Consider the following 24,725-nt stretch of genomic DNA (forward strand, 5'->3'; position numbering starts at 1 on the left):
AATTATTTGTTTGCAGGGGGTACAATCGTCTTTAACTGATCTGTTTGCTCGAAGATATCGCTAAATCTTTTCTTTTCAGTATTGGTCGATAGTAGGCATCGTTGAATCCATATTTGGATATTGTTCTCTTTTACAAAATAGGCAATTAAAGAAAGAATAATCCCTACAGCAATTGCTATCCATCCTAATGGATTCAGTAAGAAAATGGCTATAGAACCACCGATAACGAAAACTCCGCTTAAACCCAACACAATTCCAAATGATTTCTCACCATTACTGGCAGCCATATATCCATTATATACGTCAAATCCACCAAAAATTAATCCTGCAAATAATCCAAAACCTCGCCATACCAACCCTTTTACACTGTTTTTATTCGATGTCGTTAATTCAAGAATAAAACTATTCATTGACTTTAACAGCCGAGATTTTGACGTGATTTTATCACTTGAATTCAACAGTGCGCCCACTGCTTCTACAGTCGACATGGTTAGACCAATCACAGCAGCACTTCTACGACCAACTTTTTCATATTTATTGTCAAAACTTTGACTAAAAACAGTACAAATTGCCCAACCTTGTAAGCCAACAATGGCGACTTTAATCATAAAGAATTTAAAATAATCTGAGCTTGGGCTTGGCTCTATAACATCTTCTGCAATGACACTGACATTCATCGTACTTTGTTTTTTTAATAACTCAGCATGCTTTTTTACAGCTTCTCTAAAGTTTTTGGGTAAATTTCTCTCAAACTCAGGATTTACTTCTAAACGTGGCACATCTATATATTTAAGATGTTTGTATTTGTCATATAGATAGTCCCAATCACTATTTTTTATGACATTGCCTAGACCATTATCTTTACCCACTATATTTTGATGTGATCTATAATAATTTCGCATTTTCGTGTTGAAATCGCTTTTGTTCGTAAAAGTAATACGCTCAGACTTGATTTCAGACAAACTAAACATTGAAATCATTAAAGGCTGGAAGGGATGAGCAGCTAAAGCATTCGGGGCAGATAACCCTATGATGTTCAAAAAGGCTTTGCTGATATTTGTCAACAATGTAAATTTTAATTCTTCCGTTCGAGCTGTACTTAAAAAGCCATGAAAGGAATTGATGAAATCCCCAAAAGGCTGTGTAGCAAAAGCTCCATTTAAATTAGTCAGCGACCATTTATTAATTTGTTCATTTAACTTTTGACGAAGTCCATTTGAATTTAAAGCAAGAAAATTTAAAAAGTAATTGTTAGGATCTCGCGTGTTGTATAAGTATTGCCCCATGTATTTATTCATTTTTGGACATAATTTGCTACTTTCTAAAACTAGATTGACACACATGCCAAGAGAAACACCATCAACTAAATTATCTTTTTCTTGGTTAAAGAAAAAATGGTCCGCAATTACGCTTTCCTTAAGAAACTCCTGACCTATTCCATCCAATTCATCCGCATAGGCTGTCTGCTGTTGCTTTTTCTGCTTAAGCGTGGCTAAACCCGCACTAAATCTATTTGAATCAATATATTGAATATATTTTGTATTCCATTCTTTATTTTTTCCTATTTGTTCTGCTGCTTTTTGCGCTCGCTCCTCGGCATTGAGTTCTTCTACAGATTTTTTTTCATTTTGTATCTCATATATTAACTCACCATAAGCTCCTTCAGGACCGTTAAGCATACGATTAAGCTCTTTCGCTTCTTCTTTTCGTTTTAATTCTTCATTGGTAAAGTAAGGATAATCATTAATCCCAAAGTTATTTTTTAACACTTCTAATGTGTTAACAGTTTTTTCATCATCCGTATAATCTTCGTCACTCATCATTTGATTTGCGACTTGAGCTGAAATATCCATCACTACGCCAACAGGGTCATCAATCGCAAATACAGCTCCAAAAAGTATTCTTGCTTTTGCATCATTTGATAAAGCCTCGGTGAGCTCCTCTTTGCTATGCTCTTTAAGAAATGAATCATTCATATTTGAATCTGCGAATAGCGCATATTCCATGTTATTTAGTTTTACTTGATTAATCTCTCGATTTTCATTCATTATGTATTCAAGTATATCTTTAGGTGTCTTCCCTGACAGATAGGAAAAATACTCTGAATATGAAAATAATTCTTTTGATATATTATTTTTTAATAGACTGTTTTCTAAAATCCCTTCACCTTTTTCACCCGACTTCCATATTGTTATATAATCTGCACAAAAATTCTCAATTCCCGCCTTCATTGGGAATGTGCCTTTTTCGTATTGTCCTGCAATAAATTTTTTTACGTCAAATTTATCCATATATTTTTCGTAAAATTCAGGTGACTTGTTTCTCAGCTTCGTTGCTTTGCTCCATGCGTTTTCAGAATATTTCAAATATACAAAAGAGGCTTCATTGGGTTTGGGTACAACGATCGTTAAAGCATTTGCTCTATGCTTAATATTCATGCAAGGCTCATCACCCTGCTCCATTAAAACTAAGGGTCTAGATGAGTAATCTTGATCATAATTTGATTCATTAATACGTTTTAAAAAGCCCTTTTCAGAAATTTTATATTCTTGCCATTGGTTTAAGTGTTTTAGGAAAACATATAAAAAACCTTTTCTTAAAGTACTCCCTTTAAAACCATACTGTTCCATTGATGTTTCAGTTTTGTGTTTAGGATAACTATAACTACCCTTTGTGGCTGTTACCCTAATCGTATTCAGAGACTCAACTGGTGCTTCAAGATTATTTTCTGAACCATGACTAGATGCTTCTAAAGCTGACGTGGCTGTTGAAGCTTGCGGACTAGGTGGCTTATAGGAGTTAATAAAATCAAACTTGGTTTCTTCTAAACCCGATAAATATTCTTTGATATCTGATTTTATATCCTCTATTTCATACAATTCACTTTGATTTTCAGCCATATCAAGTGGAATATTTGTACCTGTTGATGAAAATATATAGCGATTCACAAAAATCTTTAAGCCAATATCTCTTTTACAAAAATCACAACTCTTAGAATCCATACATCACCTTATTTTTTAAATTTTCATCATCAATATTTTGTTTTTTAAAAAAATCATCCCACTCAGACGTTGAAAGCTGTTTGCTTGCCTGTTCATAGCCTTTGGGACTTTCTGTTAAACGTTGAAAAAAGTGGGTTTCAAGAAAGCTTTCACCGATTAAATCTGCATGAAAAATGGATGCTACAGCATCATCCTTGGTCAAAATCCCTTTATTTTTTATTAAGTCTGCATAATTAAAAATCTGACTAACTTTTAAAAAGTATGCTGGCAGGTCGTCAGTCTTGAATTTTAACTTTTCAAATACTCTGTTGTTTACACTGATTTTGTCCAATAAATCATGATCAGGCTGTTGAATAAAATCCCCCTCAGATCCAGCGTCAAAGCACAATGTTTCATTTAAGAAATTAAATTCAATATTTTTAAAATATTTATTGATCCATAAAAAATCCTGACTCTCAAAATAATTGAGTAGCATCCAAATTTTCGGATCAAAAAACCGATACAAATACTTCTTAGTGCCTACTTCATAGACTAAATTTTGTTTTAAGTGATTAACAATATCAGGTTCTCGAGTTGGAACACTTTTAAACGTCATTAGAAAAAAAGGTGAAAGCCCCGCTTTGATCTGATTTTGATCATGTTGCTTTATTTCATCAACAAGCGAAGCATCAACTGAATTTAAGCGCAATAAATACGGAAAAACATGCTGTACATTCTTCGCATAATTAGGTGCTAAAGACTTAAGTTGAGCTTCCACTTCATAAAAATATTGAGCATTTAGATTCGGGTCAATAATAACGTAATCATACTCAATCACTTCTTTTGGATGTATAGGCTCTAATAACATTATGAAAGCTCCACAGAAGCATCACCTTTTGCCGCAGCACCAGAAACACGCATTTCACAAATAGGAAGTTGAGGAATGTCTGAATTAATCTTCGCACCACTGGTAAACTTCTGTTGCCCCGACTTCACCTCAAACAAACCACCTGTAGTTGAAAATACCCCTGAACCATTGATCTTTAGTTCAGAACCATCACCAATCAACTTAATCTCTTTCGGACTGATGATATAAACCGCGTCTTCGGTCGAAATGATTTGAATACCTTTGCGTGCAATCACATCTGCACCACCATCTTGAGCTTGAAGTTCAACTTTGCCTTTTCCAGCAAATAACCTTGCCCCTTCCTGTGCCGCAAAAAGACTGATCTTAGCACTGGCATGCCCAATCAAAGCCTTTTGTGTACTTAGGTTGATACTGTCGCCTGCGGTATGACTGATTTGCCCATCTGCTGAAAGATGAATATCTTCGTTACTGGCAAGCGCAATCGAATTAGGGGAAGCCAACATCATCACCGCAGACTTAAATGCATTTGCTTTTTTCGGATCTTGTTGGTCTAGTGTATTGATAAATCCTTTTATTCTTTCCAACACCTCCAAAGGATCAGTTTGCTGATTCTTGGCAACTTCACTTAAGGCTTTAGAGTTATTGAAGCTGCTTTCTAACTGACTTTTCGCTGCTGCTGCATCAAGGTGATTGCCTGAAGCTGAATCTTGAGCATAGGTACTGAGTAGTAGGCCTTGCCCAGCTCGTAACGCTCCCCATTGGTCTGTTCTTAGTTCAAAGCCTTGGCCTCGTCCTTCACTGGTATCAGTTTCTTTAGGATGACTCAGATTACCAAGGTTAAGTTGACTCGCGCCGTGACTGCTTTGTAGCTGGCTGCTGATTTGGTCTGTGGTATCGTCAAATCTAAGCTGGCCATAGCCACTGCCTTTAACTTCTCGACTTTTGATCCCTGCCAGTTTTTTGGTATCAGGCAATTGGCCTTTGTCATCAAATTTCGTTGGATTTCGTTGCGCTTCATGGATACGCCCCACCACAAATGGTCGATCGATATTGCCATCAAAGAAATCTATCACGACAATCTCACCAATCCTCGGTAAGAACCGCGCACCATAGCCTTCACCTGCCCACGGGGTCAGTACATCCACCCAAGCGGAATCAGTGTCGTTGTCATTGCTCCCTGCACCACCATCATGACTATGATCTTCATTGCGGGTAAATAGGAAGCGAACTTTAATACGTCCCCATTCATCGACATGAATTTCTTCTCCACTTGGTCCAACTACTTTGGCTCGTTGTGGATGGGTACTAGGACGATGTTGTAGTGGGTGGTATTCCGGAACAGTCGTGATATTACGGCGTTGTAGTACCAATTGATTGGCTTGGCGCTCTGGGTTGTTTGAGTCTACATTTGAATTGACCCAATTGCTCTGTTGGAGCAAGTGATTGATTTGCTCGCTCAGGTCTTTGGGTAAGTTGTTCTGGTTATAGAATGTCTTTGACGTGATCAGAAACTCTTTGTCTGAGCCACTGTGTTGGTCTATTTCTGGGTGTTCGTTTAATTCAAACCAGTACCCCACTTGCGCATCGCGTACAGTGGAGTTAGCAATGAATTGTTTGGATTGAGCATCGTAATAATGACTGAGGTTTTGGTTGATCTTTTCAATCTGATTGTTATTTGAAGCGGTTGCTTGATCTTCACCATTGAGGTCTTGAATCCATGCTGGACTAATATGCCAAGCCTGTTCTAAACCGAGACTGGCATTATTCTGGTTTTGACTGTGTTGGTGTTTGCTTTGAACACTGCCTGCACCCTCTTCTTGCTCTAAAACATCTGCTTGCCAGCGTTGTACGTGGACAGCGGTGGGTTGTAAGCTACGTTGCCCAATAAAGCTGGTGATACTGTCTTGTTGTTCTGTGGCACTGCTGCGATGGAAGCGGATCTTTCTTCGTTCTAGCGCTTTGTATTCGTTATTATCATCCACCAAGCGCAGTTTTTGTGGCTGAATTTGAGTCGCAGCGCTTGGTACAATCAATTGTGCTTCATCAATCAACCAGTTAATCCCTTCACTGCGCATCAAGCGAGTTAAAAATGCATAGTCACTTTCGTTGCTCTGCATAATGAATGGTCGGATATCGTAGTCTTTTTTCAGTCCACTTTTATCGAGGCTTAGACTCGATGCAAAGAGCGGGCTTTTGTCTTGCCATTCTTTAAACAGCGTTTCTATGACTTGCACAACCGACTTATTCATAAACACTCGGCTGTTACGGCGTTTATGCCACAATGAAGTGGCATCTTCGAGTTTGAGTTTATATAACGTCAGTGCGCCATCACTCTGCCCTTGTGCCGCTTCGGTAATCACCCCTGTGCTACGAAACAGTTGTCCATGATCTGTGACTTGATCAATGGCCACTTGGCTACCGATAAATTGTTTAAGTGGAATCACAGCCGAAGTGGCAAGGCAAATCAGTTCAACAGACACACCTTGGTTTAGACCATGTTGTCCATCGATACGTTGTAAGAAGACTTGAGCAGTCAAATCAGGATTGCTAAATTGGATATGCAAGGCTCGTTTTTGCGCAGTCAATCCAAGGTGTTGCAGAGCCGAAAATATATTGGCAAAATTCATTTTCTTATCAAACTTAAAATAATATTAATATTTATGAATATTTAATCAAAAAAAACGATTGAATCCTAGTTTATTGATCGGTTAATTTTTTAAAATTTGTAAAAAAATCTCAACATTAAATGCTTAATGTTGAGATTTATGTTTTTAATTCAAATTGTTATATAGACTAAATGCTATTCACTGTCCATCATTGACTGGCTCATACCGACCGTATTAAAACCAGCATCGACATAGAGAATTTCACCAGTGATCCCATTTGCCCAAGGTGAGCATAGGAATAAGGCTGCATTACCTACGTCTTCAATCGTAACATTACGTTTTAACGGTGCAATTTTTTCATTGGCATCTAACATTTTACGGAAAGATTTAATCCCAGATGCCGCTAAAGTACGGATTGGACCTGCTGAAATTGCATTTACACGGATACCCTCAGCACCTAAGCTTGATGCTAAATAACGTACACCTGCTTCCAAAGATGCTTTCGCCATACCCATAACATTATAGTTTGGCATAACAGACTCTGAACCTTGATAAGTTAAAGTCAATAAACAGCCTTGGCGAGCCAACAATAAAGGTTTTGCTGCACGTGCCATAGCAACAAAACTATAAGCACTGATGTCATGAGCAATTTTAAAACCTTCACGATCTGTGACGTCCGTGAAATCACCATCAAGTGTATGCGCAGGTGCAAAGCCGATTGAATGTACAACACCATCCAAACCATCCCAATGCTTTGCTAATTCAGCAAATGCATGGTCAATTTCAGCATCCACAGCAACATCACAAGGGAAAACTAAAGTAGAACCGAATTGTTCTGCAAAATCATCTACACGTTTTTTTAGTTTATCGTTTGGATAAGTAAATGCGAGTTCTGCACCTTCACGATGTAATGCCTGAGCAATACCAAATGCAATGGATAATTTACTTGCAATACCCGCGATTAAAAAGCGTTTACCTGCCAATAGTCCTTGTGCCATGAAATTCTCACCTGATCAATTTTGTAAGCATAATGCCAAGTCTTGACCCATAACTAAATTGCATAATGCATCTTTTTTTAAAAGTTTACTAAAAACATAAAAAAAGCGCACTGAATCGAGTGCGCCTTTTCAAATCTATCAATCTATATAAAGGGAATGATTAATCATCACCTTGCAACAAGCTCAATAAACGTAAGAATGAATAGTACATCCATACCAATGTTGCCAATAAAGCGATACCACATAACCATTCATAGGCTTTCGGTGCACGTTGTGCAGCAGCAGATTCAATCAAATCGAAATCAAGAATCAAGTTCAATGATGCGATCACTGCAACAAATGCAGCAAAACCAATACCTAAAATGCTGCTTTCAAATAAGAATGGAATGCTTGAACCAAAAGCCAAACGCATAATGAACTGCACCACAAAAACCAATGCAATTGCGATAGATGCTGAAATCACAATAGATTTAAATTTTTCAGTTGCACGAATAATTTGGAATTTATATAAACCAAACATCACTAAAGTTGTGATAAATGTAGCTAAAAGTGCTTGTAATGGTACGCCCGGAAACTTCAGTTGGAAGATCACTGAAACACCACCCAAAAATGCACCTTCAAAGAACGCATAAGGAATAGCTAAAACACGTGCCGTATTCGGCTTAAATGTAGCAACCAATCCAAGAATCAAACCACCAATTGCACCAACCATTGCGGCAGCATAGGCAATTCCAACATTCATTGTGGTAAAGCTATAGAAAAAAATTCCAACACCGAGTATGGCCGCAATAACAGTCAATAAAACTGATTTTTGAATTGCGCCTTGTACAGTCATTGGCTGTTCATAATCTGCATACGTTTCCGCACGCGTTAAAATTGGGTTATTACTTTGCATAGTCAATCTCTTTGTAATAATTCAAATATATATAAGGATATTAAAACGTTTTTTATGCAAACAATTTGAACTGCTTGCTATTTTTTGTAACGAGTTGTCAGAGGACATCAGCTTTAGTATAGCTTAAAAAACCAAAATGCATAGCAAAAAAAGAGGCTAAAAAGCCTCTTCTTTCAATCTGATATGTAATGAGATTTAACCACTCAAATGATTAATCTTGATTGGCGATAAAGAAATACTGACGATAATATTTAAGTTCAGCAATCGAATCGCGGATATCATCCATTGCCAAATGTGAAGCATTTTTCTTTAGACCGCTCATAATTTCAGGTCTCCAGCGTTTTGCTAACTCTTTCACTGAAGACACGTCCAAATTACGATAATGGAAGAATTGTTCAAGCTCAGGCATTAAACGGTGCATAAAACGGCGATCTTGGCAGATTGAATTACCACACATTGGCGAAGTTTTAGGATTAATCCATTTCTTCAAAAATTCTAAGGTTTGCTGCTCTGCATCTTGCGCTGTGAGTTTACTACGACGCACCCGTTCAATCAGACCTGACTGACCGTGTTGTTTGGTGTTCCACTCATCCATGGCATTGAGGATAACATCTGATTGATGCACTGCGAGCACAGGGCCTTCCGCCAAAATGTTCAAATGATCATCTGTTACAATTGTCGCAATTTCAATGATCTTGTCATTATCTGTATCTAAACCTGTCATCTCTAGGTCGATCCAAATTAAGCGGGTATCCGGAGTGCTGCTCATATAGTGCAATCTTATTAGGCCAATAAAAAATGAATAGTAGCAAATTTCTTGCATCTTCGCTGTAATTCATTCGCCTGTCATGGTATTTTTGCCTTCTCATTTTTAAGGTTTTTAGGATATGAATGGCTTTAATTCGTAAACGTCGTTTAACTGAACAGCAGCAACGCCGCATTCAGAAACAACATAAAACACGTCAAGAAGAAATCGACACTTCCAATGACCTTGAAGGTCTTGTTGTTCAGCATTATGGACGACAACTCGAAGTACAAGCCCTTTCTGTTCCTACTCAACATCCGCAAAAACCCATCGTCAATGAAGGTGATCCAGAACCCTTTTGGAAACCGATTGAATTAGGCAGTGTTTGGCGCTGTCATACACGAACCAATTTAGAGCTGTTAGTGACAGGCGACAAAGTTCAGTGGCAAGCAGATCCAAATACAGGCTTAGGCATCATCACTGCCATTCATCCAAGGACATCGTTGTTAACGCGTCCCGATCGTTATCATAAAGTTAAACCTGTTGCAGCCAATATCAGTTTAATTGTCATTGTCTTTGCAACTCTGCCTGAGCCAGCACCCACGCTAATTGATCGCTATTTAGTGGCATGTGCAGATGCGGATATTCCAGTCCTTTTGGTGTTAAACAAATCAGATTTACTCAAAGAAAATGATCCTATTTTAGATCTCATTAAAGAATATCAAGACTTGGGCTATGAAGTACTGATCACTCAGTCTGAAGGTGATATTAGCGAATTAAAGCAACGAATCGACAATGAAACCGTTGCTTTCGTTGGGCAATCAGGTGTCGGCAAAAGTACCCTGATTAATGTCATCGTTCCTGATGCAGAACAGAAGACCAATATTATTTCTGAAAACTCGGCGCTCGGACAACATACAACCACCTCTACTCGTTTGATTCGTTTTGGTGAAAATGGTGCTTTAATTGACTCGCCCGGCATCCGTGAATTTGGGCTTTGGCATTTGAGTCTAGAAAAGATTGATGCAGGCTTTCCTGAAATCTCTAACTTGATTGGACATTGCCAATATCGTAATTGCACCCACACGCATGAGAAACAGTGCGCAATTAAAAAAGCGGTAGAAAATGGTGAAATTCTAGCCAGACGACATGAAAGTTATTTACGTTTAATTGAAGAAATCACTGATGCGCAACAAAAAAATTAAATTTCTTCTTTGAGAACCTTGAAGCGGTGATTTTGATCACCATATATATACGCTATACTCGACGCAATTTTTGATTGTAATTAGGTGACTTGTGGAACGTTGGTTTGAGTTTATGGGGAATCACCCCTTCTTATTTGGTATTTTAGGGGTACTGGCGATCTTGTTCTTTATTTTTGAAGGACAACGCAGTGGTCGTAAGATTTCGCCACAATCACTTGGTATTTTAGTGAAGGCTAAAAATGCGATGTTGATTGATTTGCGCGATGCTAAAGATTTCCGTGAAGGTCATGTGAGTGGCAGTCGCAACATTCCATACAGTCAAATTGCCAGTCACATTGAAGAGTTAAAAACTGCTGACCGTCCTTTAGTATTTATCTGTAACTTAGGTCAAGTTGCAGGAAGTGCTTTGCAACAAGTCGGCCATGCAGACAGCTATCGTCTTGATGGTGGTATCAGTAACTGGAAAGCCCAAGGCTTGCCATTAGTTAAAGCTAAAAAATAAGCTTAAGGAGCTCAACATGACTGCTGAAGTAAAAGTATATTCAACAACTTTTTGCCCATACTGTGTACGTGCGAAATCTCTACTTGAGCGTAAAGGTGTTGCTTTTACCGAAATCAATCTCGATGAAGAAGCACCTGAAGTTAAGACTGAACTGATCCAGAAAACTCGACACCGTACAGTGCCACAAATTTTTATTAATAATGAATTTATCGGTGGTTTTGACCAGCTTTATGCTTTAGAAAAAGCCGGCAAACTCGATGAGTTACTTGGTTAATCCACAACTTAATTAATGAATCACTTCTTAAAATTTAAGGAATAAAGAATGAGTGAAGAACAACAAGCTCAACCACAACTTGCTTTAGAACGTATTTATACAAAAGACATTTCTTTTGAAGTACCTGGGGCTCAAGTTTTTACCAAAGAATGGCAACCTGAATTAAACATCAACTTGTCTTCTGCTGCTGAAAAAGTGGATGCAACCCACTTTGAAGTGTCTTTAAAAGTTGTTGTGCAAGCGAATAATGCAGGCGATACAGCATTTATCGTCGATGTAACACAATCAGGTATTTTCTTGATTGATGGTATTGAAGAAGACCGTCTTCCATACATCTTAGGTGCTTACTGCCCGAACATTTTGTTCCCATTCTTGCGTGAAGCAGTTAATGATCTTGTAACGAAAGGTAGCTTCCCTCAATTACTTCTTACGCCAATCAATTTTGATGCAGAGTTTGAAGCAAATATGGAACGTGCCCAAGGCGCTGCTGCTGAAGGCCAAGCTTAATTTCTCAATAATTAAGTTTAAAAGACCGCACTATGCGGTCTTTTTTATGTTTGATCAGATAAAAATCACCCAAACTTCACAACCGTGGGTGATGCAATTTTTTATAATTTAAACATCATAATAAGCATGAACAATAACAATGCCATTTACTCCCTTACATTTGGGCTTAGGCGCAAGCTGTAAAGCCATTGCAAATAAAAAATTTAGCTTGTTAATTTTCTCTGGTGTTCAGGTTTTGATGGATATAGAACCTCTATTTGGCATCATTCGAGGCTGGACCACACTCCATTTATATACCCATAATTTACTTGGTGCTTTGTTGATTGCTTTGCTTGCAGTCCCCATAGGTAAAGTAATGAGTGAGTTTTGCTTACGCAACTTATTCAAACAAGCAAACTGGCAGATCACATGGCAAGTGGCGACAGTCAGTGCTTTGGTCGGTAGTTTTAGTCATATTTTTTTAGATGCTTTGATGCATGCAGATATGTATCCCTTTTATCCACTAAGTTATTCTCAAGTTTTACTCAACATGATTCCCTACAGTTTTATTTTTTATGGGAGTTTAATCAATTTTATTTTTGCCGCAATTGTTTGGCTTATCCGTGAGGAAAAATCATGATTCATCGATTGTTCTAAAGGTTAGATTAATCCGAGCCGTATGCACTTTCTTTGTTGGGGCTAAGCGGTGCAACCAATATGTTTGTGTGGTGTCTTTCATGACCAGCAAACTGCCATTTTCGAGAAAAACCTCAATCTTTTCTTGGCTATTTTTATGTTTAAAGGCAAATTTTCGAACCGCGCCTAGGCTTAAAGATGCAATTGCACCATTCTTTTTTAGATCTGTTTCACCATCACTGTGCCATGCCATACCCTCTTCACCTGTATGGTAAAGATTCAGCAAACAAGAATTAAATGTTTCACCCGTGATCAATTCAATCTGTTTTTTCAGTTCGATTAATTCTTCAGTCCATGGCAAGGCATATTTGGAGCTATTTGAATAAGTGTATTCAAAAGCACGATCTCCATACCAAGCCACTTTCCGTTTGGTGATAATCTTTTTGCCAAAAATAATCGCTTGGTCATTTTGCCATTCAATATGCGTTAGCAATTGCTCAAAATAATCATTGGCGATGGCTTCATCCATGATTTTTCCGAAATAATTCACTGTTCCATCTTGTGGAAGCAAATTCTCATGGGGATCGGTTAGAAACTCAAGTTGTTGCATTTTTCCATTTCACATAGGCTGATTTCATACAATGTCCACACGGGCGGAATTGCAATGCCAAGGCTTCGGCTTCACTACTAAAGAACACCCGATTGGCTTTTAACATACGCTTGCCCGAACCACAGTTTAAACGTCCATAAATTTTTAGCTTTTGATTGCCTGCAAATAAAATTTCAGCATTCCTGATTTTTCGATATAACGCCAAACGCTCAATGTCATCATGCTTAATCATCATTTAACTCACAGCATCATGAAAAATAATCCCCAATGTATAACGCTCCCCTGTACGCACCTGACTGACAGCATGCTTCATATTGACTCGATAATAGCCATGAGTGCTTTTCTTGGGTCTAAACTGCGTGGTAAAAATTAACACATCCCCTTGATCAGGTTGTAAAACAATGGCTTTTGACTGTGCTCGTGGTACTTGCTCAGTCAACACCAACTCACCACCGGTAAAATCGCTATTGGCTTGACTAAGAACAAATACCATTTGGATCGGAAAATAGACCTCGCCATATAGATCTTGATGTAAGGTATTAAAACCATCTTGCTGATAGTGCAAAATCAAAACAGTGGCCTTATTTTGACCCACTTGTTGGCATTGTTGTAAAAATTCAAGATGTGAATCTGGATATTGTCGATCCAACTTTAAAGCATCAGACCAAGCATTGGCGATAGGAACCAGATACGGATAAAACTGAGTTCGAAGCTGTTGAAGCAAGTTTGGTAGTGGATAATTAAAATATTTATACTCGCCATATCCAAAACAATGTTGCTGCATAGTGACGGTTTTTCGATACAGTTGTTGATGGTTATAATGACTTTTGATCAACTCACACAATTCATCAGATAAAAAGTCTTTAAGGGTTGAGTAGCCTTGTGTATGTATCTGAGCATGGATTGACTCCCAATCTAAACCCTCAATTTTATTGAGCAACGCTGTTGCTTGTTGTGAATTAAACGCTGGCATGTACTTGCACACCTTCCCAGCCAATCATTGCGGCTTTACGTGTTTTACCCCAATGATATTCACCTAAAACACCTGTCGCTTGAATCACACGATGACATGGAATTAAAAAAGCCACTGGATTATTGCCAATCGCAGTACCGACTGCACGGGAAGCTTTTGGATTTCCAATCTGTTCTGCAAGGTCTTCATAGGTTGCTAATTGCCCCATCGGAATTTTAAGCAAACTCTCCCAAACTTTAAGCTGGAAATCAGTGCCTTTTAGATGCAGCTTAATTTGGCTCCATGGTTTTTGTTCAGATGAGAAAATGGCCAAAGCATGTTCATGTAAGGCATCTGCTTGCTGATAAAATCTTGCTTTAGGAAATTTCTCAACGAGTGCACTATAGGCATCTTGCTCATGCTCCACAAAAGACATAAAACAAATCCCTTTGGCTGTTGAAGCCACTAAAACCATTCCAAAGCGTGTTTCAGCATACTGGTAGTGGATGGTTAAATTTTCTCCGCCACTTTTGTATTCAGCAGGTGTCATCCCTTCAATTTGTATAAATAGATCATGTAACCGACTGGTGCTCGATAGTCCTGTATCATAAGTCGCATCAAATACCGAATGCTCTTGTTTTAACAAGTTTTTTGCATGTTCTATGCTGATATATTGCAAGAACTTCTTAGGGCTGGTACCAGCCCACTCTGTAAATAAGCGTTGAAAATGTGCAGGGCTTAAATGAATATGCGCAGCCACCTCATCTAAATTTGGTTGTGCTTTAAAATTGTGTTTAATGTATTCAATGGCTTTTGCAATACGTTCAAACTGATGGTGCTGTTGCATCGCATTTCTCCTCACTTTTCTACATCTAACTTAACAGTTGTTATGCAATGAGCAAATCCGAATCATGCTGAGTTTAGTGATTCAATATCGTTTAAAAATCTCTCACAATAAAAAACCGTTAGTCATTAAAACTAACGGCTTTTAAATGGATAAATCTATTCTTCGAAATTACGTTCGTCAAAAAACAAGTAGTCCATACGCAATCTATATAAATTTACCTGATTCTTTGTATTATTGAATCGTACATGGTCGATCTATCGTGTGGCGACATGGATGTCGCTGTTGGGCGGGGGTACAGGACGTACCCCTCGCCCAACGGAAGATTTTTGTCACCTTTTCATCTCTGAAAAGTGAGGCATCGCCTACGCAAAGCTATTTAAACTTTAATTGTAAAGTGTGGCATTGCAAGCGTTATAACCATATGAATCACGTTAATGAAAGTATATAAATATATGATTTATAATTTTGACCTTATTTATAAATCATCTAAATGCATATTTGCGCAATAAGACTATTGATAGATCTTATGCCCTTGATCACGTATTTCAGCAATTTTCTTGCCTTCCATTTTGGCATGATCTAAATGACCGCCTTTGACTAGCGCTTGAGTCTTATCAATTTGCGCAATCAATTGATCATATAACTGAGTCGAAGTCGGAGCACTGGCATAACCACGACCTTTAAGTTTGACTTTTTTAGCGTCCGTTGCAGCAGCACGCATATTATCTAAAGCTTTATTTGCTTCAGCGGCATTATTGGTTTGATTAAATGCTTTATAGTTTTTACCTAATGCCTGCATATTTTGTTGTAGCGTTGCAGCAAAAGTCATTGAGCTGAAACCTAAAGCAGAAATCATCATGACGGTGGCTAAAGTTTTTTTGATCATTATGATCTTCCTTAAAACTGTGGCTATTGTTGGGTGTAAAAAAGCCCATTGTGGCTATTGTCCATTTCCAAGATTAAACATAGTTTAAAAGCACAAAAAATAGCAAATAAAAATGCAACGAATTCGTTGCATTTTTATATTCAGAAATAATCAGAAAAAGGCTTAAATTGGTTCAATCTCATGATGTAAGGCATCGTGGATCGCTTCAACCAATTGTTGTGCAATCTCTTGTTTCGAGGCTTTCTCTAAATCACGCTTTTTCATCTGGTACTGTTCTGCAAAAAACACGGTCATCGCATTTTGATCAGAAGCAAAACCAATATCAGCACGTGAGACATCATTGCAGGCAATCATATCGAGTTTTTTGGCAACCAATTTTCCTGCTGCATATTCCTCTACATTCCGGGTTTCTGCCGCAAAACCCACCATAAATGGGCGCTTTGACTGTTGCGCAATGGTCGCCACAATATCGGGGTTTTTCACCAACGAAACATTCAGCTCATCACCCGCTTTCTTGATCTTATGTTCCGCAACTTCTGCCACACGATAGTCAGCGACAGCCGCAGTTGCAATAAACACGTCACAGCCTTCCTCAAGCTGATGCATGCTTTCATCAAGCATTTTTATCGCAGAAGAAACATTGATACGACGCACACCATTCGGGGTATCTAAACTGACTGGACCAGCCAATAGTGTCACTTTTGCCCCTGCTGAATAACAGGCTGCTGCAATGGCAAAGCCCATTTTTCCTGTACTGTGATTGGAAATATAGCGCACAGGATCAATCGCTTCACGTGTTGGCCCTGCAGTAATCACCACACGTTTTCCAGCAAGCAAGCCAAACTTCTCAGCAATCGCACGTTGTGCTTGATGGAAGTAGTTTTTAACTTGTTCAGCTAAATCTTCAGGTTCAGGCATACGCCCTAAACCGACATCACCACAAGCTTGTGAACCCGCTTCAGGCATAATCACATGTACGCCATCTTCAACTAAAGTATTCAGATTACGTTGTGTCGGCTTAGCTGCCCACATTTGCTGATTCATTGCAGGCGCAACCCAAACAGGTGCTTTGGTTGCCAAATACAAAGTACTGAGCAAGTCATCAGCCAAACCCGCGGCGAACTTTGCAATGGTGTCACAACTTGCAGGTGCAACTAAAATTAAATCAGCCCAACGCGCCAATTCAATATGCCCCATTCCCGCTTCTGCTTCAGGATCTAATAATTCGGTATGAACTGGATTGCCTGATAAGGCCTGAAAAGTTAAAGGGGTAATAAATGCCTGTGCACCTTTGGTCATGACCACGCGTACATTAAAGCCGTAATCCTTTAAACGACGTACCAGGATTGCACTTTTATAGGCGGCAATACCACCTGTTACAGCGAGGATAATATTTTTATTAGAAAATACACTGAGATCAAAACTCACTATCAGGCTACCTTTCAGTTGCAGTGGCGCTCACAATATCATTAAATAGTCTATCTCCCAAGTCATTCAAGGGAGAAAAATCAGAAGTAAAATAATTTTAAAATGTGAAAAATAATGAATCATTCAATCAAACAATGGCCTGAACAAGAACGTCCACGTGAAAGATTACTCTTACAAGGGGCGCACAGCTTATCTGATGCAGAATTACTTGCAATTTTTCTACGCTCAGGCTCAAAACAACACTCCGCTGTTGAATTAGCACGCTTACTCATTCAACATTTTGGTCATTTAAATGCTGTATTTGATTCGTCTTTAGACGATTTAAAACAATTTCATGGCATTGGCGAAAGCAAGTATTCACAACTGATGGCAGTGAAAGAACTGGGACGGCGTTACTTAAAACATCAACTAAACCAAGGTTTAGACTTGAGTCGTTCTGATTTAATCCGAGATTATTTACGTTATGAATTGATCGGAGAATCTCAAGAAGTCTTTGCTGTACTGTGTTTAGACAGCCAGTTACGTAAATTGAGTTTTAAAAAACTATTTTATGGTTCAATCAATTACTGCAATATTTCCATCAATCAATTATTACGATATGTCATACAAAAACATGCGACTTTTATCGTTATTGCCCATAATCACCCTAAAGGTTTTGCCAAGCCTTCACGTGAAGATTACGATTTAACTCAAGAAATATTAAAAGCCTGTCAACTGCTTGAAATAGAATTATTGGATCATATGATCATTGCAGCTGAGCAAAGCTACTCCTTTGCTGAACACGGACTCATCAAACCCAAAACTTTCCCTACAAATGTGATTGACAAGCACCTTTGAAGCGGTGAAGATCACTAAAAAGTATAGATTTAAAAGTATGATTGTCCGCGATCAAAACGATACCCTTAAAATATTACTCTCTTGGCGTGGTACGATTTTACCTAAAGTGCTGCCACCGCTTGGTTTTGTGATGCTGATTTCTGCAATTGTAGGTGGCATTGAGTATACCAATTTATATCGTTTTCCAGAATTACCCTTGGTTGGCTTTACCCTGATTGGTGTGGTGCTTTCTATTTTTCTAGGCTTTAAAAATACCGCCTGTTATGACCGTTGGTGGGAAGCGCGTAAACTTTGGGGAATGCTGATCGCCAATGCGCGTCACTTTGACCGTGATTGTCGTATATTCCCACAAGGGCGTCGTGAACGGATCATCCAACATGTGATTGTATTTGCAAACTTATTAAGAGATCGTCTGAGACATCAAACAGCAAATCCAGATGCATTGGTGGAAACCAGTGGTATGAGTCAACAGGCACTGACACAGTTGTATCAACAAACCAATGCGCCGCAATACACGCTGAGTTTGATCCAATGGGAATTGATGCAAGCGCTCAAAGAAGGCGAAATTTCCGACATTATCTATACCCAATTAAATGAACATGTAAATGAGCTCAGTTTGGTACAAACCGGTTGTGACCGTATTGCAACCACACCTTTGCCTTTTGCTTATTCAGTTTTATTAAATCGTACGGTCTATTTTTTCTGCTTTATGCTGCCCTTTAGCTTAGGTTCATTACTGGGCTTAGCAACACCTTTGCTGGTGGGTATTTTAGCCTATACTTTTCTGGGGCTAGATGCTTTAAGTACCGAGATAGAAGAACCTTTTGGTACACAAAGTAATGATTTACCTTTAGATTCAATGGTAAGAATGATTGAAATTGAATTATTGGGAACTCTCGGGAAACCGACTCCTCCACCGATTCAAGCCCATGATCACAATTTACTTTAATACATCAGTTTCTGATTTTATTGCCCTTTTTAAAGAGAAGTTAAAGTAAAGGCCGAGCACTGAAAATGAAATATGTGGTTATCTTTAAGGCACAGATCAACAGTATTTTCAAACTGCACAACTTTTACGAGAGAAAGCATTGAGCCAGTTTAACTGTCAAAAATTTGAGTCTCTTTGTGAAAATGATGTTGAAGTTGCGCTTTCTTATTGGAATACACTTGAAGATATCCAGGCTTGGCATAAAGATGCAGAACATCAAGCAGCTCAACGAATTGGTAAACAACAGTGGTATAAAAAATTTAGTGTTGAAGTTTGCGAAGTCATAAAAACTTATTAAAAAATGATTAAGTAAAATTATGAGTTGAAAATGATGCTGATGTAGAAATAAAGTGCGGGGAAAGACACTAACAATTTAGCCATTTTAATAAAATTTTAGTGAAGTATCACTTTGATCGAACAATATGATATTAAAGATCAATCTCTATTTAAAAATTCAAACTCCCTTTATGTAAATGAATATCTCTCCCTATTCTATTGAGAAATGGTAAAAAAAAATCTATATAGTGTAATTTAAAATCAATAATTTATAGGAGTTTTAGTATAACGCCTATGATGTTAAATAAAATCATCAACTTATAGGAATAAAAACTATGCTTACAAAACCGACTCAATCTTTTCTTTTAGAAATTGCGGAAAAATCAGATCAAGAATTTCAAGAGGGAGGAATAACCTTTGAGTATAAATATGCACATAGGCTTGCTCATACTGTTTTCGATCACAATTTCTTAAAAACCACAGCAGACATTAGGGAGTTTAATGATAAAGAGGTTCACCAAATTGAATGTTTTTTTACAACATCGTTATCTCTAAAACAAAAGGATACAGAATTAAAATCGAAAGAATTTATACAATTGTTAAAACAAGATTTTTCAGATTATTATCGACAAATTAGTTCATTTAACTCAGATGGCTATAGCATAGATATAGTCATTCATTTCATTAAAGATAATGATTTCCATGAGCTTAATCTTTTTTGGTCAATGGACTAAACAGTATTTATCTATTAGCGCACTTCAAATTCAGATTCAGCTGGATCAAAACGCCAAGTACGCACGATCCGCAGTTCAGAAATATCTTTCATTTTTGAATCAAAACGTCCAAAAGGTGCACCTTTACGCACTGAGTTTTTGGCAGCTTCATCGAGGATTGAATGACCTGAGCTTTCAATCAATCGTATAGCACGAATCCCACCCTCATTATTGAGAATGACCATTAAACGGACCTCACCCGAAAGACGCTGCTGTTTGGCAAGATCTGGGTAATATCGGTTTCCATACATCTCAACTTTTTCGCGAAATTTATCTAAATATCCAGCAGATGCATCTTGTTTGGCTTGAATACCATCTAAGGTTTTAATTTTTTGTTGTTTACTAAAATTTTGTTGTTTCTGTAAATATTGAGCTTCTAAACTCGCCACCATTGCCGTTTTAGCCTGCATCTGGCTCTGCAACTCTTCCATGGCCTTTTTACGATCGTTTTGTTCCGCCTGCTTTTGCCAGCTAAGAACCGTCATTAATACTTTTTCTTCGAATTTCAATTCTCGTTTTTGCTGTATTTGCTCTAAAGCTTCGAGTTGCTGATCACCCGCACTCTTGTCTTCTGCTTGCGCTGGCATATCACTTGAAATACGATGCTCTTTACGGAATGTTCCAGAACCTTGCTGATTTGCTTGCGCTAAAAAGTCTGCATCTTTAATTTCATCTTCACTTGGGCGAATACTGATTGCGATTTCTTTTGTGCTGGTATTATTTTCTTGTGGCATTCCAAATTGAACAGATAAAAAAAGTACATGTGCAATGACAGCTGCAGAAACAGCTCCAACAAATAATGCGTCTTGCCACCAGTACTCAGAATGCTGTGTATTGGCAAATAATTTTTTTATCATGACATTAATCCGACAAAATTCCCCAATCGCCAAATTTAAAATTTATTAAAATAAGTTTAACTTTACATTATTCACAAACTTTGTGACTTATTTAGTAAAAGTAAAAACGTAATTTTAAAACACTCAAAATGGTGCAATGTTTTTTGTTAAACTGCAATCGTTAGACTTGTATTTTTTTAATAATCGACAAGTTTATCGCCTTAAAAAATGATGATGATTTGGGACAATACTTATGCCGACGCTACTTTCTAACATTGTTAAACGTATTCGACAAGTATACCAAAAAGCAGAAGGTTTTATAGAAGAAGAACGCGAGTTTCCAGTATCACAAGTATTTTTAAATGCGACCTTTAAACGTTTTGTCACCGACAACGTCAAAATTTTAGAAGATTTACATGCCGACCTGCATGATGATTGGTTAAAACTTTATGCCACACTCAATGTCAAAGGCATGCATTTGGTTCTTTCTGTAGATCTTAAGTTAGTTCAAATGGAACTCAACAAAGATATGCAGTTGATTGTTTTTGAACAAATCAGCAACACCCAAGTGATCGAAGCTAGCTATCCCAATGTTTGGTATAAGATGGGCGTAAATACTGCTTTATTCTTCTATCAAAAGGTACTGAAAAAAGATCCTTTAGGAATGATCCTAGAAAAATTTAATGTCATTACCGTAAAAGATGAATTACTTCACTTAGATCTGAATCGTTGGTTAGGAAAAAATCGTTCTATTATGGACACATTAAACAAAGTCCATGTGAACCATGCAGAATTACGTGAAACTGAGTTGGTGGTGATTGGTAATGTAAACCTAACCGCTTTATTGAGTAAATTTAGAGAAGATAAAGACCCAGACTGGGACGAAGATGATTATCTTGAAACTGAAGTTACACCGATTGAGCAAAAGAGTTAAGTCTCAAATTGCAGATTAGATTTCAAGTTATCGCAATCAAAATGTATACATAAATTCACAGGATTAGCAATAAAGTAGATATTTTCTCTTTATTTACACCGCATAATAGGTGTCATATCCAAAAATACTTTTAAATGCATAGGACATTTAATGATGGCAAAAACGTTATTTAAAACATTAAGTATGGCAACTGGTGTTTCAACTGCAATGTTATTGGTTGGATTTTCAAGCAATGCTCTTGCCATGAGTCCGTTCCAAGCAAGTTACCAGTTTGCCTATAATGGTAAAAACTTAGGTACTGCGACTCGTACATTGAGTCAAAGTGGTAATAACTGGACCTATGTATTTGCAGCAAAAGCAGCAGCAATTGCTTCTGCAAGTGAAACAAGCCGTTTTAGCTTTACCAATGGTCAAATTAATTCAAGTAGTTTTAGTCGTACCAGTAAAGTGTTGGTACACAATGACACCATGACCATTAACTTTAATCCAAGCAACAAAACCATTAACACCAAGAAAAAAGATCAGGCACGTTCTTTCCCATGGAAAGCAGGTGCTTTAGATGAATTAAATGCTGAATTACAAGTACGTGAAGACTTAAAAGGTGCTGGTCTAAAATCAAGTTATTTGATTGCAGATGCAAAAGGTTTAGATGCGCGTCGCTTTGTTAAACAAGGGACGGAGTCAATTAAAACCCCTGCGGGAACCTATAACACGGTCAAAGTTGTACTCACCCATGACAATGGTGAAAAGAGTTCAATTTTCTGGTTAGCACCGCAATTAGACTATTTACCCGTGAAAATGTCACATGTTGATGGTAAAACATCTTATAACCTCACCTTGACCAGTTACAAAAAGTAAGACATTTTTCACCTTTTGATCAATTTCAGCTTGCATTTTTTTTAGTGCTTTTTAAAATACGCCTTTGCTTTAAAAAGCACCTTGCCTCTAGAGGATTCTCCCTGTGCACGCACTAGAACAGAAAATCTTAGCTGAAGGTATCGTTCTATCTGATCAAGTTCTGAAAGTCGATTCTTTCTTAAATCACCAAATTGACCCTGTGATGATGCAGCTCATCGGTCAAGAGTTTGCTCGTCTTTTTAAAGATGCCGGCATTACCAAAATCATCACAATTGAAGCATCAGGCATTGCGCCTGCTGTGATGGCTGGTTTGGAACTTGGTGTACCCGTTATTTTTGCACGTAAATATCAGTCTTTAACCCTTAAAGATGATTTATATCGTTCAAAAGTATTCTCTTTTACCAAGCAAATTGAAAGCACCATTGCGATTTCTAAGAAACATATTAGCAAAGGCGATAAAGCTTTGGTTATTGATGATTTCTTAGCGAATGGTCAAGCCGCTTTAGGTCTTGCTGACTTGATTCATCAAGCGGATGCAGAAGTTGTGGGTATTGGGATTGTGATTGAAAAATCTTTCCAACCAGGCCGTCAATTGTTATTAGATAAAGGCTACCGTGTTGAATCTTTGGCACGTGTTGAATCTTTGGCAAACGGTACGGTTAGCTTTGTAGAAGAATAAGCTGGTCTTACTTCAAAAGTTTTCATTAAAAAGAGTGCTTTAGGCGCTCTTTTTTTTGCTTTTTGATCAGTAGCGTCTTTGTTTTGCCTTTTATTTTGATCAAGCCCTCAGCTATATTGTGCAAATAAAGAGATAACTCAGGTAAATAATAAATGAGATCAATCACTCAAAAATTAGTTGATCTACTCGACGTACAACAATTGGATGATGGTCTATTTCAAGGGCAAAACACACGATTATTTGGATCACACCTTGTCGGTGGGCAATTGGTGGCACAAGCATTGATTGCCGCATCAAAAACAACCAATCGACCAGCACATTCATTACATGCTTATTTTATTCGCAGTGGTCGCACAGATATTCCGATTTTATATAAAGTTGAAAATTTAAGAGATGGCAAAAGTTTTTCGACTCGCCAAGTCCATGCTTGGCAAAACGGCCATATTATATTTTCGGCCATGGTTTCATTTGCCAATATTGAAGAGGGTTTAGAAAATCAGATTGAACCGCCTCTCTACCCTTCGCCAGATGAACTGATCCCAGAACAACAACTGAAACAAATGATTTATGAGGATGTTCCTGAACCTGCACGCGCAATATTTATGCGTCAATTTTTGATCAACATCCATCCTGTACAGCCATTCAATCCATTTAAACCGATAAAATTAGACACAAATTATGCTGAATATTTTCAAACCTTTGAAACTATTCCCACTCAACAAGATACACCCATGATGCACCAAGCCATTGCTGCATATTATTCTGACTATAACCTGCTGACGGTTTCACTTAGACCGCATGGTGTCAGCTATGCGAACGGCGGTGTACGTAGTGCAAGTTTAGACCATAGCATTTATTTTCATACAGATTTTAGAGTAGATGAATGGCTACTTTATGATATGAATGCCACAGTATCTAGCCAATCCAGAGGGCTTAATTTCGGGCGGATGTGGCAAGATGGTCGATTGGTATGTAGCGTTAATCAGGAAAGTTTAATGCGGCTAAAGCAATAACAAAATGTTTCTATAAGCTGTGGCAATCATTCTACCTATTACATTCACACAAAATATAAAGACTGATCACGGTATTCGGTTACAATCAAAATCATGTCATATCCCTGACATGATTGTAACGATAGCGATAAGCATGACAAAAATGCCAGTAGTGAACGTGAATATAACGCTTAACCATAACTTAACGAAGACAAATGGACTTTGTTGAGTGAGTAAAAATCAATGACTGATGAACAAACAGTAAAGTGCCCAAAGTGTGGCGCTACAGACTTAGAACGCCGTGACCATGAACAACTTTTAGGCAAAGCAGGCAGTGTATTATTGACTTCTGCGGGTGCAGCAGCAGGAACTGTAGGCGGCGCTGCCTCTGGTGCTTCAATCGGTGCGGCTATCGGAACTGTTGCAGGTCCTTTAGGTGTTATTGTCGGTGGAACTGTAGGAACCTTCGTGGGTGCAATCAGTGTTGGAATTACGGGTGGATTTCTAGGAAATCGCTTCGGTAAACGAGCAGGTGTGATTGTTGACCAAAATATCTTTTTTGATTACCAATGTAAAAAATGTAACCATCGCTTTAATCTAAAATAACAAAATATAAAATATCAATATGATAAA

26 protein-coding genes and 1 pseudogene are annotated in these 24,725 nt (G+C 38.0%); 14 read left to right on the forward strand and 13 right to left on the reverse strand.

What is annotated here, in order from left to right:
* Positions 1-2: 2 nt before the first annotated feature.
* The 6 genes from AC07U8_RS18495 to orn all read right to left on the reverse strand — a co-directional run bounded on the left by AC07U8_RS18495 (position 3) and on the right by orn (position 9,117).
* The gene (locus AC07U8_RS18495) at positions 3-3,002 is read right to left on the reverse strand and encodes a T6SS effector BTH_I2691 family protein (protein WP_494738387.1); all 3,000 of its coding nucleotides are present in this window, start codon (positions 3,000-3,002) and stop codon (positions 3-5) included.
* Complete coding sequence (locus AC07U8_RS18500) at positions 2,992-3,849, reverse strand: hypothetical protein (protein ID WP_494738388.1); 858 nt, start codon at positions 3,847-3,849, stop codon at positions 2,992-2,994. Before AC07U8_RS18500 ends, AC07U8_RS18495 begins: the two co-directional genes overlap by 11 nt.
* Complete coding sequence (locus AC07U8_RS18505) at positions 3,849-6,476, reverse strand: type VI secretion system Vgr family protein (RefSeq protein ID WP_494738389.1); 2,628 nt, start codon at positions 6,474-6,476, stop codon at positions 3,849-3,851. The genes AC07U8_RS18500 and AC07U8_RS18505 overlap by 1 nt, the downstream gene beginning before the upstream one ends.
* Positions 6,477-6,649: 173 nt before the next feature.
* On the reverse strand, positions 6,650-7,453 hold the full coding sequence (locus AC07U8_RS18510; RefSeq protein ID WP_004725837.1) for an enoyl-ACP reductase FabI: 804 nt from the start codon (positions 7,451-7,453) through the stop codon (positions 6,650-6,652).
* A gap of 160 nt (positions 7,454-7,613) precedes the next feature.
* Positions 7,614-8,348 carry a Bax inhibitor-1/YccA family protein gene (locus tag AC07U8_RS18515; RefSeq protein ID WP_004816949.1) on the reverse strand — a complete coding sequence of 245 codons (735 nt, stop codon included), beginning with the start codon at positions 8,346-8,348 and terminating at the stop codon, positions 7,614-7,616.
* A 211-nt stretch (positions 8,349-8,559) separates the two neighbouring features.
* Entirely contained in the window at positions 8,560-9,117 is a 558-nt protein-coding gene (gene orn, locus AC07U8_RS18520; protein ID WP_004725833.1) for an oligoribonuclease, read from the reverse strand.
* A gap of 122 nt (positions 9,118-9,239) precedes the next feature.
* Between orn and rsgA the strand changes: the two genes are divergently transcribed.
* From rsgA to AC07U8_RS18545, 5 genes are all read left to right on the forward strand, one after another.
* Positions 9,240-10,298: a small ribosomal subunit biogenesis GTPase RsgA gene (rsgA, locus tag AC07U8_RS18525; protein WP_315080378.1), complete on the forward strand. Its 1,059-nt coding sequence runs from the start codon at positions 9,240-9,242 to the stop codon at positions 10,296-10,298.
* 91 nt (positions 10,299-10,389) lie between these two features.
* Positions 10,390-10,800: a rhodanese-like domain-containing protein gene (locus AC07U8_RS18530; RefSeq protein WP_004725828.1), complete on the forward strand. Its 411-nt coding sequence runs from the start codon at positions 10,390-10,392 to the stop codon at positions 10,798-10,800.
* 16 nt (positions 10,801-10,816) lie between these two features.
* Positions 10,817-11,074 (forward strand): glutaredoxin 3, encoded by a 258-nt coding sequence (gene grxC, locus AC07U8_RS18535; protein ID WP_004725827.1) that lies wholly within the window; start codon positions 10,817-10,819, stop codon positions 11,072-11,074.
* Between the two features lie 48 nt (positions 11,075-11,122).
* Positions 11,123-11,581, forward strand: coding sequence for a protein-export chaperone SecB (secB, locus tag AC07U8_RS18540; protein WP_004725824.1), 459 nt, complete (start codon positions 11,123-11,125; stop codon positions 11,579-11,581).
* 139 nt (positions 11,582-11,720) lie between these two features.
* A complete protein-coding gene (locus AC07U8_RS18545) occupies positions 11,721-12,200 on the forward strand; it encodes a hydrolase (protein ID WP_494738390.1) in 480 nt (159 codons plus the stop codon).
* Here the strand turns inward: AC07U8_RS18545 and AC07U8_RS18550 are convergent.
* The 6 genes from AC07U8_RS18550 to coaBC form a co-directional block, all read right to left on the reverse strand.
* Positions 12,195-12,806: an alpha-ketoglutarate-dependent dioxygenase AlkB family protein gene (locus tag AC07U8_RS18550; RefSeq protein ID WP_154129660.1), complete on the reverse strand. Its 612-nt coding sequence runs from the start codon at positions 12,804-12,806 to the stop codon at positions 12,195-12,197. The two genes, AC07U8_RS18545 and AC07U8_RS18550, sit on opposite strands and share 6 nt — an antisense overlap.
* Complete coding sequence (locus AC07U8_RS18555; RefSeq protein ID WP_056512381.1) at positions 12,793-13,038, reverse strand: Ada metal-binding domain-containing protein; 246 nt, start codon at positions 13,036-13,038, stop codon at positions 12,793-12,795. Before AC07U8_RS18555 ends, AC07U8_RS18550 begins: the two co-directional genes overlap by 14 nt.
* A 3-nt stretch (positions 13,039-13,041) precedes the next feature.
* Entirely contained in the window at positions 13,042-13,779 is a 738-nt protein-coding gene (locus AC07U8_RS18560; protein WP_494738391.1) for a 2OG-Fe(II) oxygenase, read from the reverse strand.
* Positions 13,766-14,605 carry a bifunctional transcriptional activator/DNA repair enzyme AdaA gene (locus tag AC07U8_RS18565; RefSeq protein ID WP_494738392.1) on the reverse strand — a complete coding sequence of 280 codons (840 nt, stop codon included), beginning with the start codon at positions 14,603-14,605 and terminating at the stop codon, positions 13,766-13,768. The genes AC07U8_RS18560 and AC07U8_RS18565 overlap by 14 nt, the downstream gene beginning before the upstream one ends.
* A 511-nt stretch (positions 14,606-15,116) precedes the next feature.
* Positions 15,117-15,491 carry a cytochrome b562 gene (locus AC07U8_RS18570; RefSeq protein WP_494738393.1) on the reverse strand — a complete coding sequence of 125 codons (375 nt, stop codon included), beginning with the start codon at positions 15,489-15,491 and terminating at the stop codon, positions 15,117-15,119.
* 162 nt (positions 15,492-15,653) lie between these two features.
* Positions 15,654-16,919, reverse strand: a complete 1,266-nt coding sequence (gene coaBC / locus AC07U8_RS18575) for a bifunctional phosphopantothenoylcysteine decarboxylase/phosphopantothenate--cysteine ligase CoaBC (protein WP_494738394.1) — start codon at positions 16,917-16,919, stop codon at positions 15,654-15,656.
* Positions 16,920-17,033: 114 nt separating this feature from the next.
* On the opposite strand from coaBC, the gene radC reads away from it, so the two are divergent.
* The 4 genes and pseudogenes from radC (at position 17,034) to AC07U8_RS18595 (ending at position 19,754) form a co-directional block, all read left to right on the forward strand.
* A complete protein-coding gene (gene radC, locus AC07U8_RS18580; protein WP_004725808.1) occupies positions 17,034-17,756 on the forward strand; it encodes a RadC family protein in 723 nt (240 codons plus the stop codon).
* A gap of 37 nt (positions 17,757-17,793) precedes the next feature.
* Positions 17,794-18,705 carry a bestrophin family protein gene (locus AC07U8_RS18585; RefSeq protein WP_004725806.1) on the forward strand — a complete coding sequence of 304 codons (912 nt, stop codon included), beginning with the start codon at positions 17,794-17,796 and terminating at the stop codon, positions 18,703-18,705.
* 65 nt (positions 18,706-18,770) lie between these two features.
* Positions 18,771-19,042: pseudogene (locus tag AC07U8_RS18590) on the forward strand (antibiotic biosynthesis monooxygenase family protein).
* Between the two features lie 313 nt (positions 19,043-19,355).
* Positions 19,356-19,754, forward strand: coding sequence for a hypothetical protein (locus AC07U8_RS18595; RefSeq protein WP_494738395.1), 399 nt, complete (start codon positions 19,356-19,358; stop codon positions 19,752-19,754).
* Positions 19,755-19,768: 14 nt separating this feature from the next.
* Here the strand turns inward: AC07U8_RS18595 and AC07U8_RS18600 are convergent, their stop codons facing one another.
* A complete protein-coding gene (locus AC07U8_RS18600) occupies positions 19,769-20,650 on the reverse strand; it encodes an energy transducer TonB (RefSeq protein WP_004725801.1) in 882 nt (293 codons plus the stop codon).
* Between the two features lie 232 nt (positions 20,651-20,882).
* Between AC07U8_RS18600 and AC07U8_RS18605 the strand changes: the two genes are divergently transcribed.
* The 5 genes from AC07U8_RS18605 (at position 20,883) to AC07U8_RS18625 (ending at position 24,698) form a co-directional block, all read left to right on the forward strand.
* A complete protein-coding gene (locus tag AC07U8_RS18605) occupies positions 20,883-21,563 on the forward strand; it encodes a hypothetical protein (protein ID WP_004816933.1) in 681 nt (226 codons plus the stop codon).
* Between the two features lie 153 nt (positions 21,564-21,716).
* Entirely contained in the window at positions 21,717-22,421 is a 705-nt protein-coding gene (locus AC07U8_RS18610; protein ID WP_209827967.1) for a DUF3108 domain-containing protein, read from the forward strand.
* A 103-nt stretch (positions 22,422-22,524) separates the two neighbouring features.
* A complete protein-coding gene (locus AC07U8_RS18615; RefSeq protein ID WP_004725796.1) occupies positions 22,525-23,100 on the forward strand; it encodes a xanthine phosphoribosyltransferase in 576 nt (191 codons plus the stop codon).
* A 152-nt stretch (positions 23,101-23,252) separates the two neighbouring features.
* Positions 23,253-24,113 (forward strand): acyl-CoA thioesterase, encoded by an 861-nt coding sequence (locus tag AC07U8_RS18620; RefSeq protein WP_034617683.1) that lies wholly within the window; start codon positions 23,253-23,255, stop codon positions 24,111-24,113.
* A 222-nt stretch (positions 24,114-24,335) separates the two neighbouring features.
* Positions 24,336-24,698 carry an FmdB family zinc ribbon protein gene (locus tag AC07U8_RS18625; protein WP_004725792.1) on the forward strand — a complete coding sequence of 121 codons (363 nt, stop codon included), beginning with the start codon at positions 24,336-24,338 and terminating at the stop codon, positions 24,696-24,698.
* Positions 24,699-24,725 lie beyond the last annotated feature (27 nt).

It is taken from the genome of Acinetobacter sp. GW821-FHT01E09, from assembly GCF_059422385.1.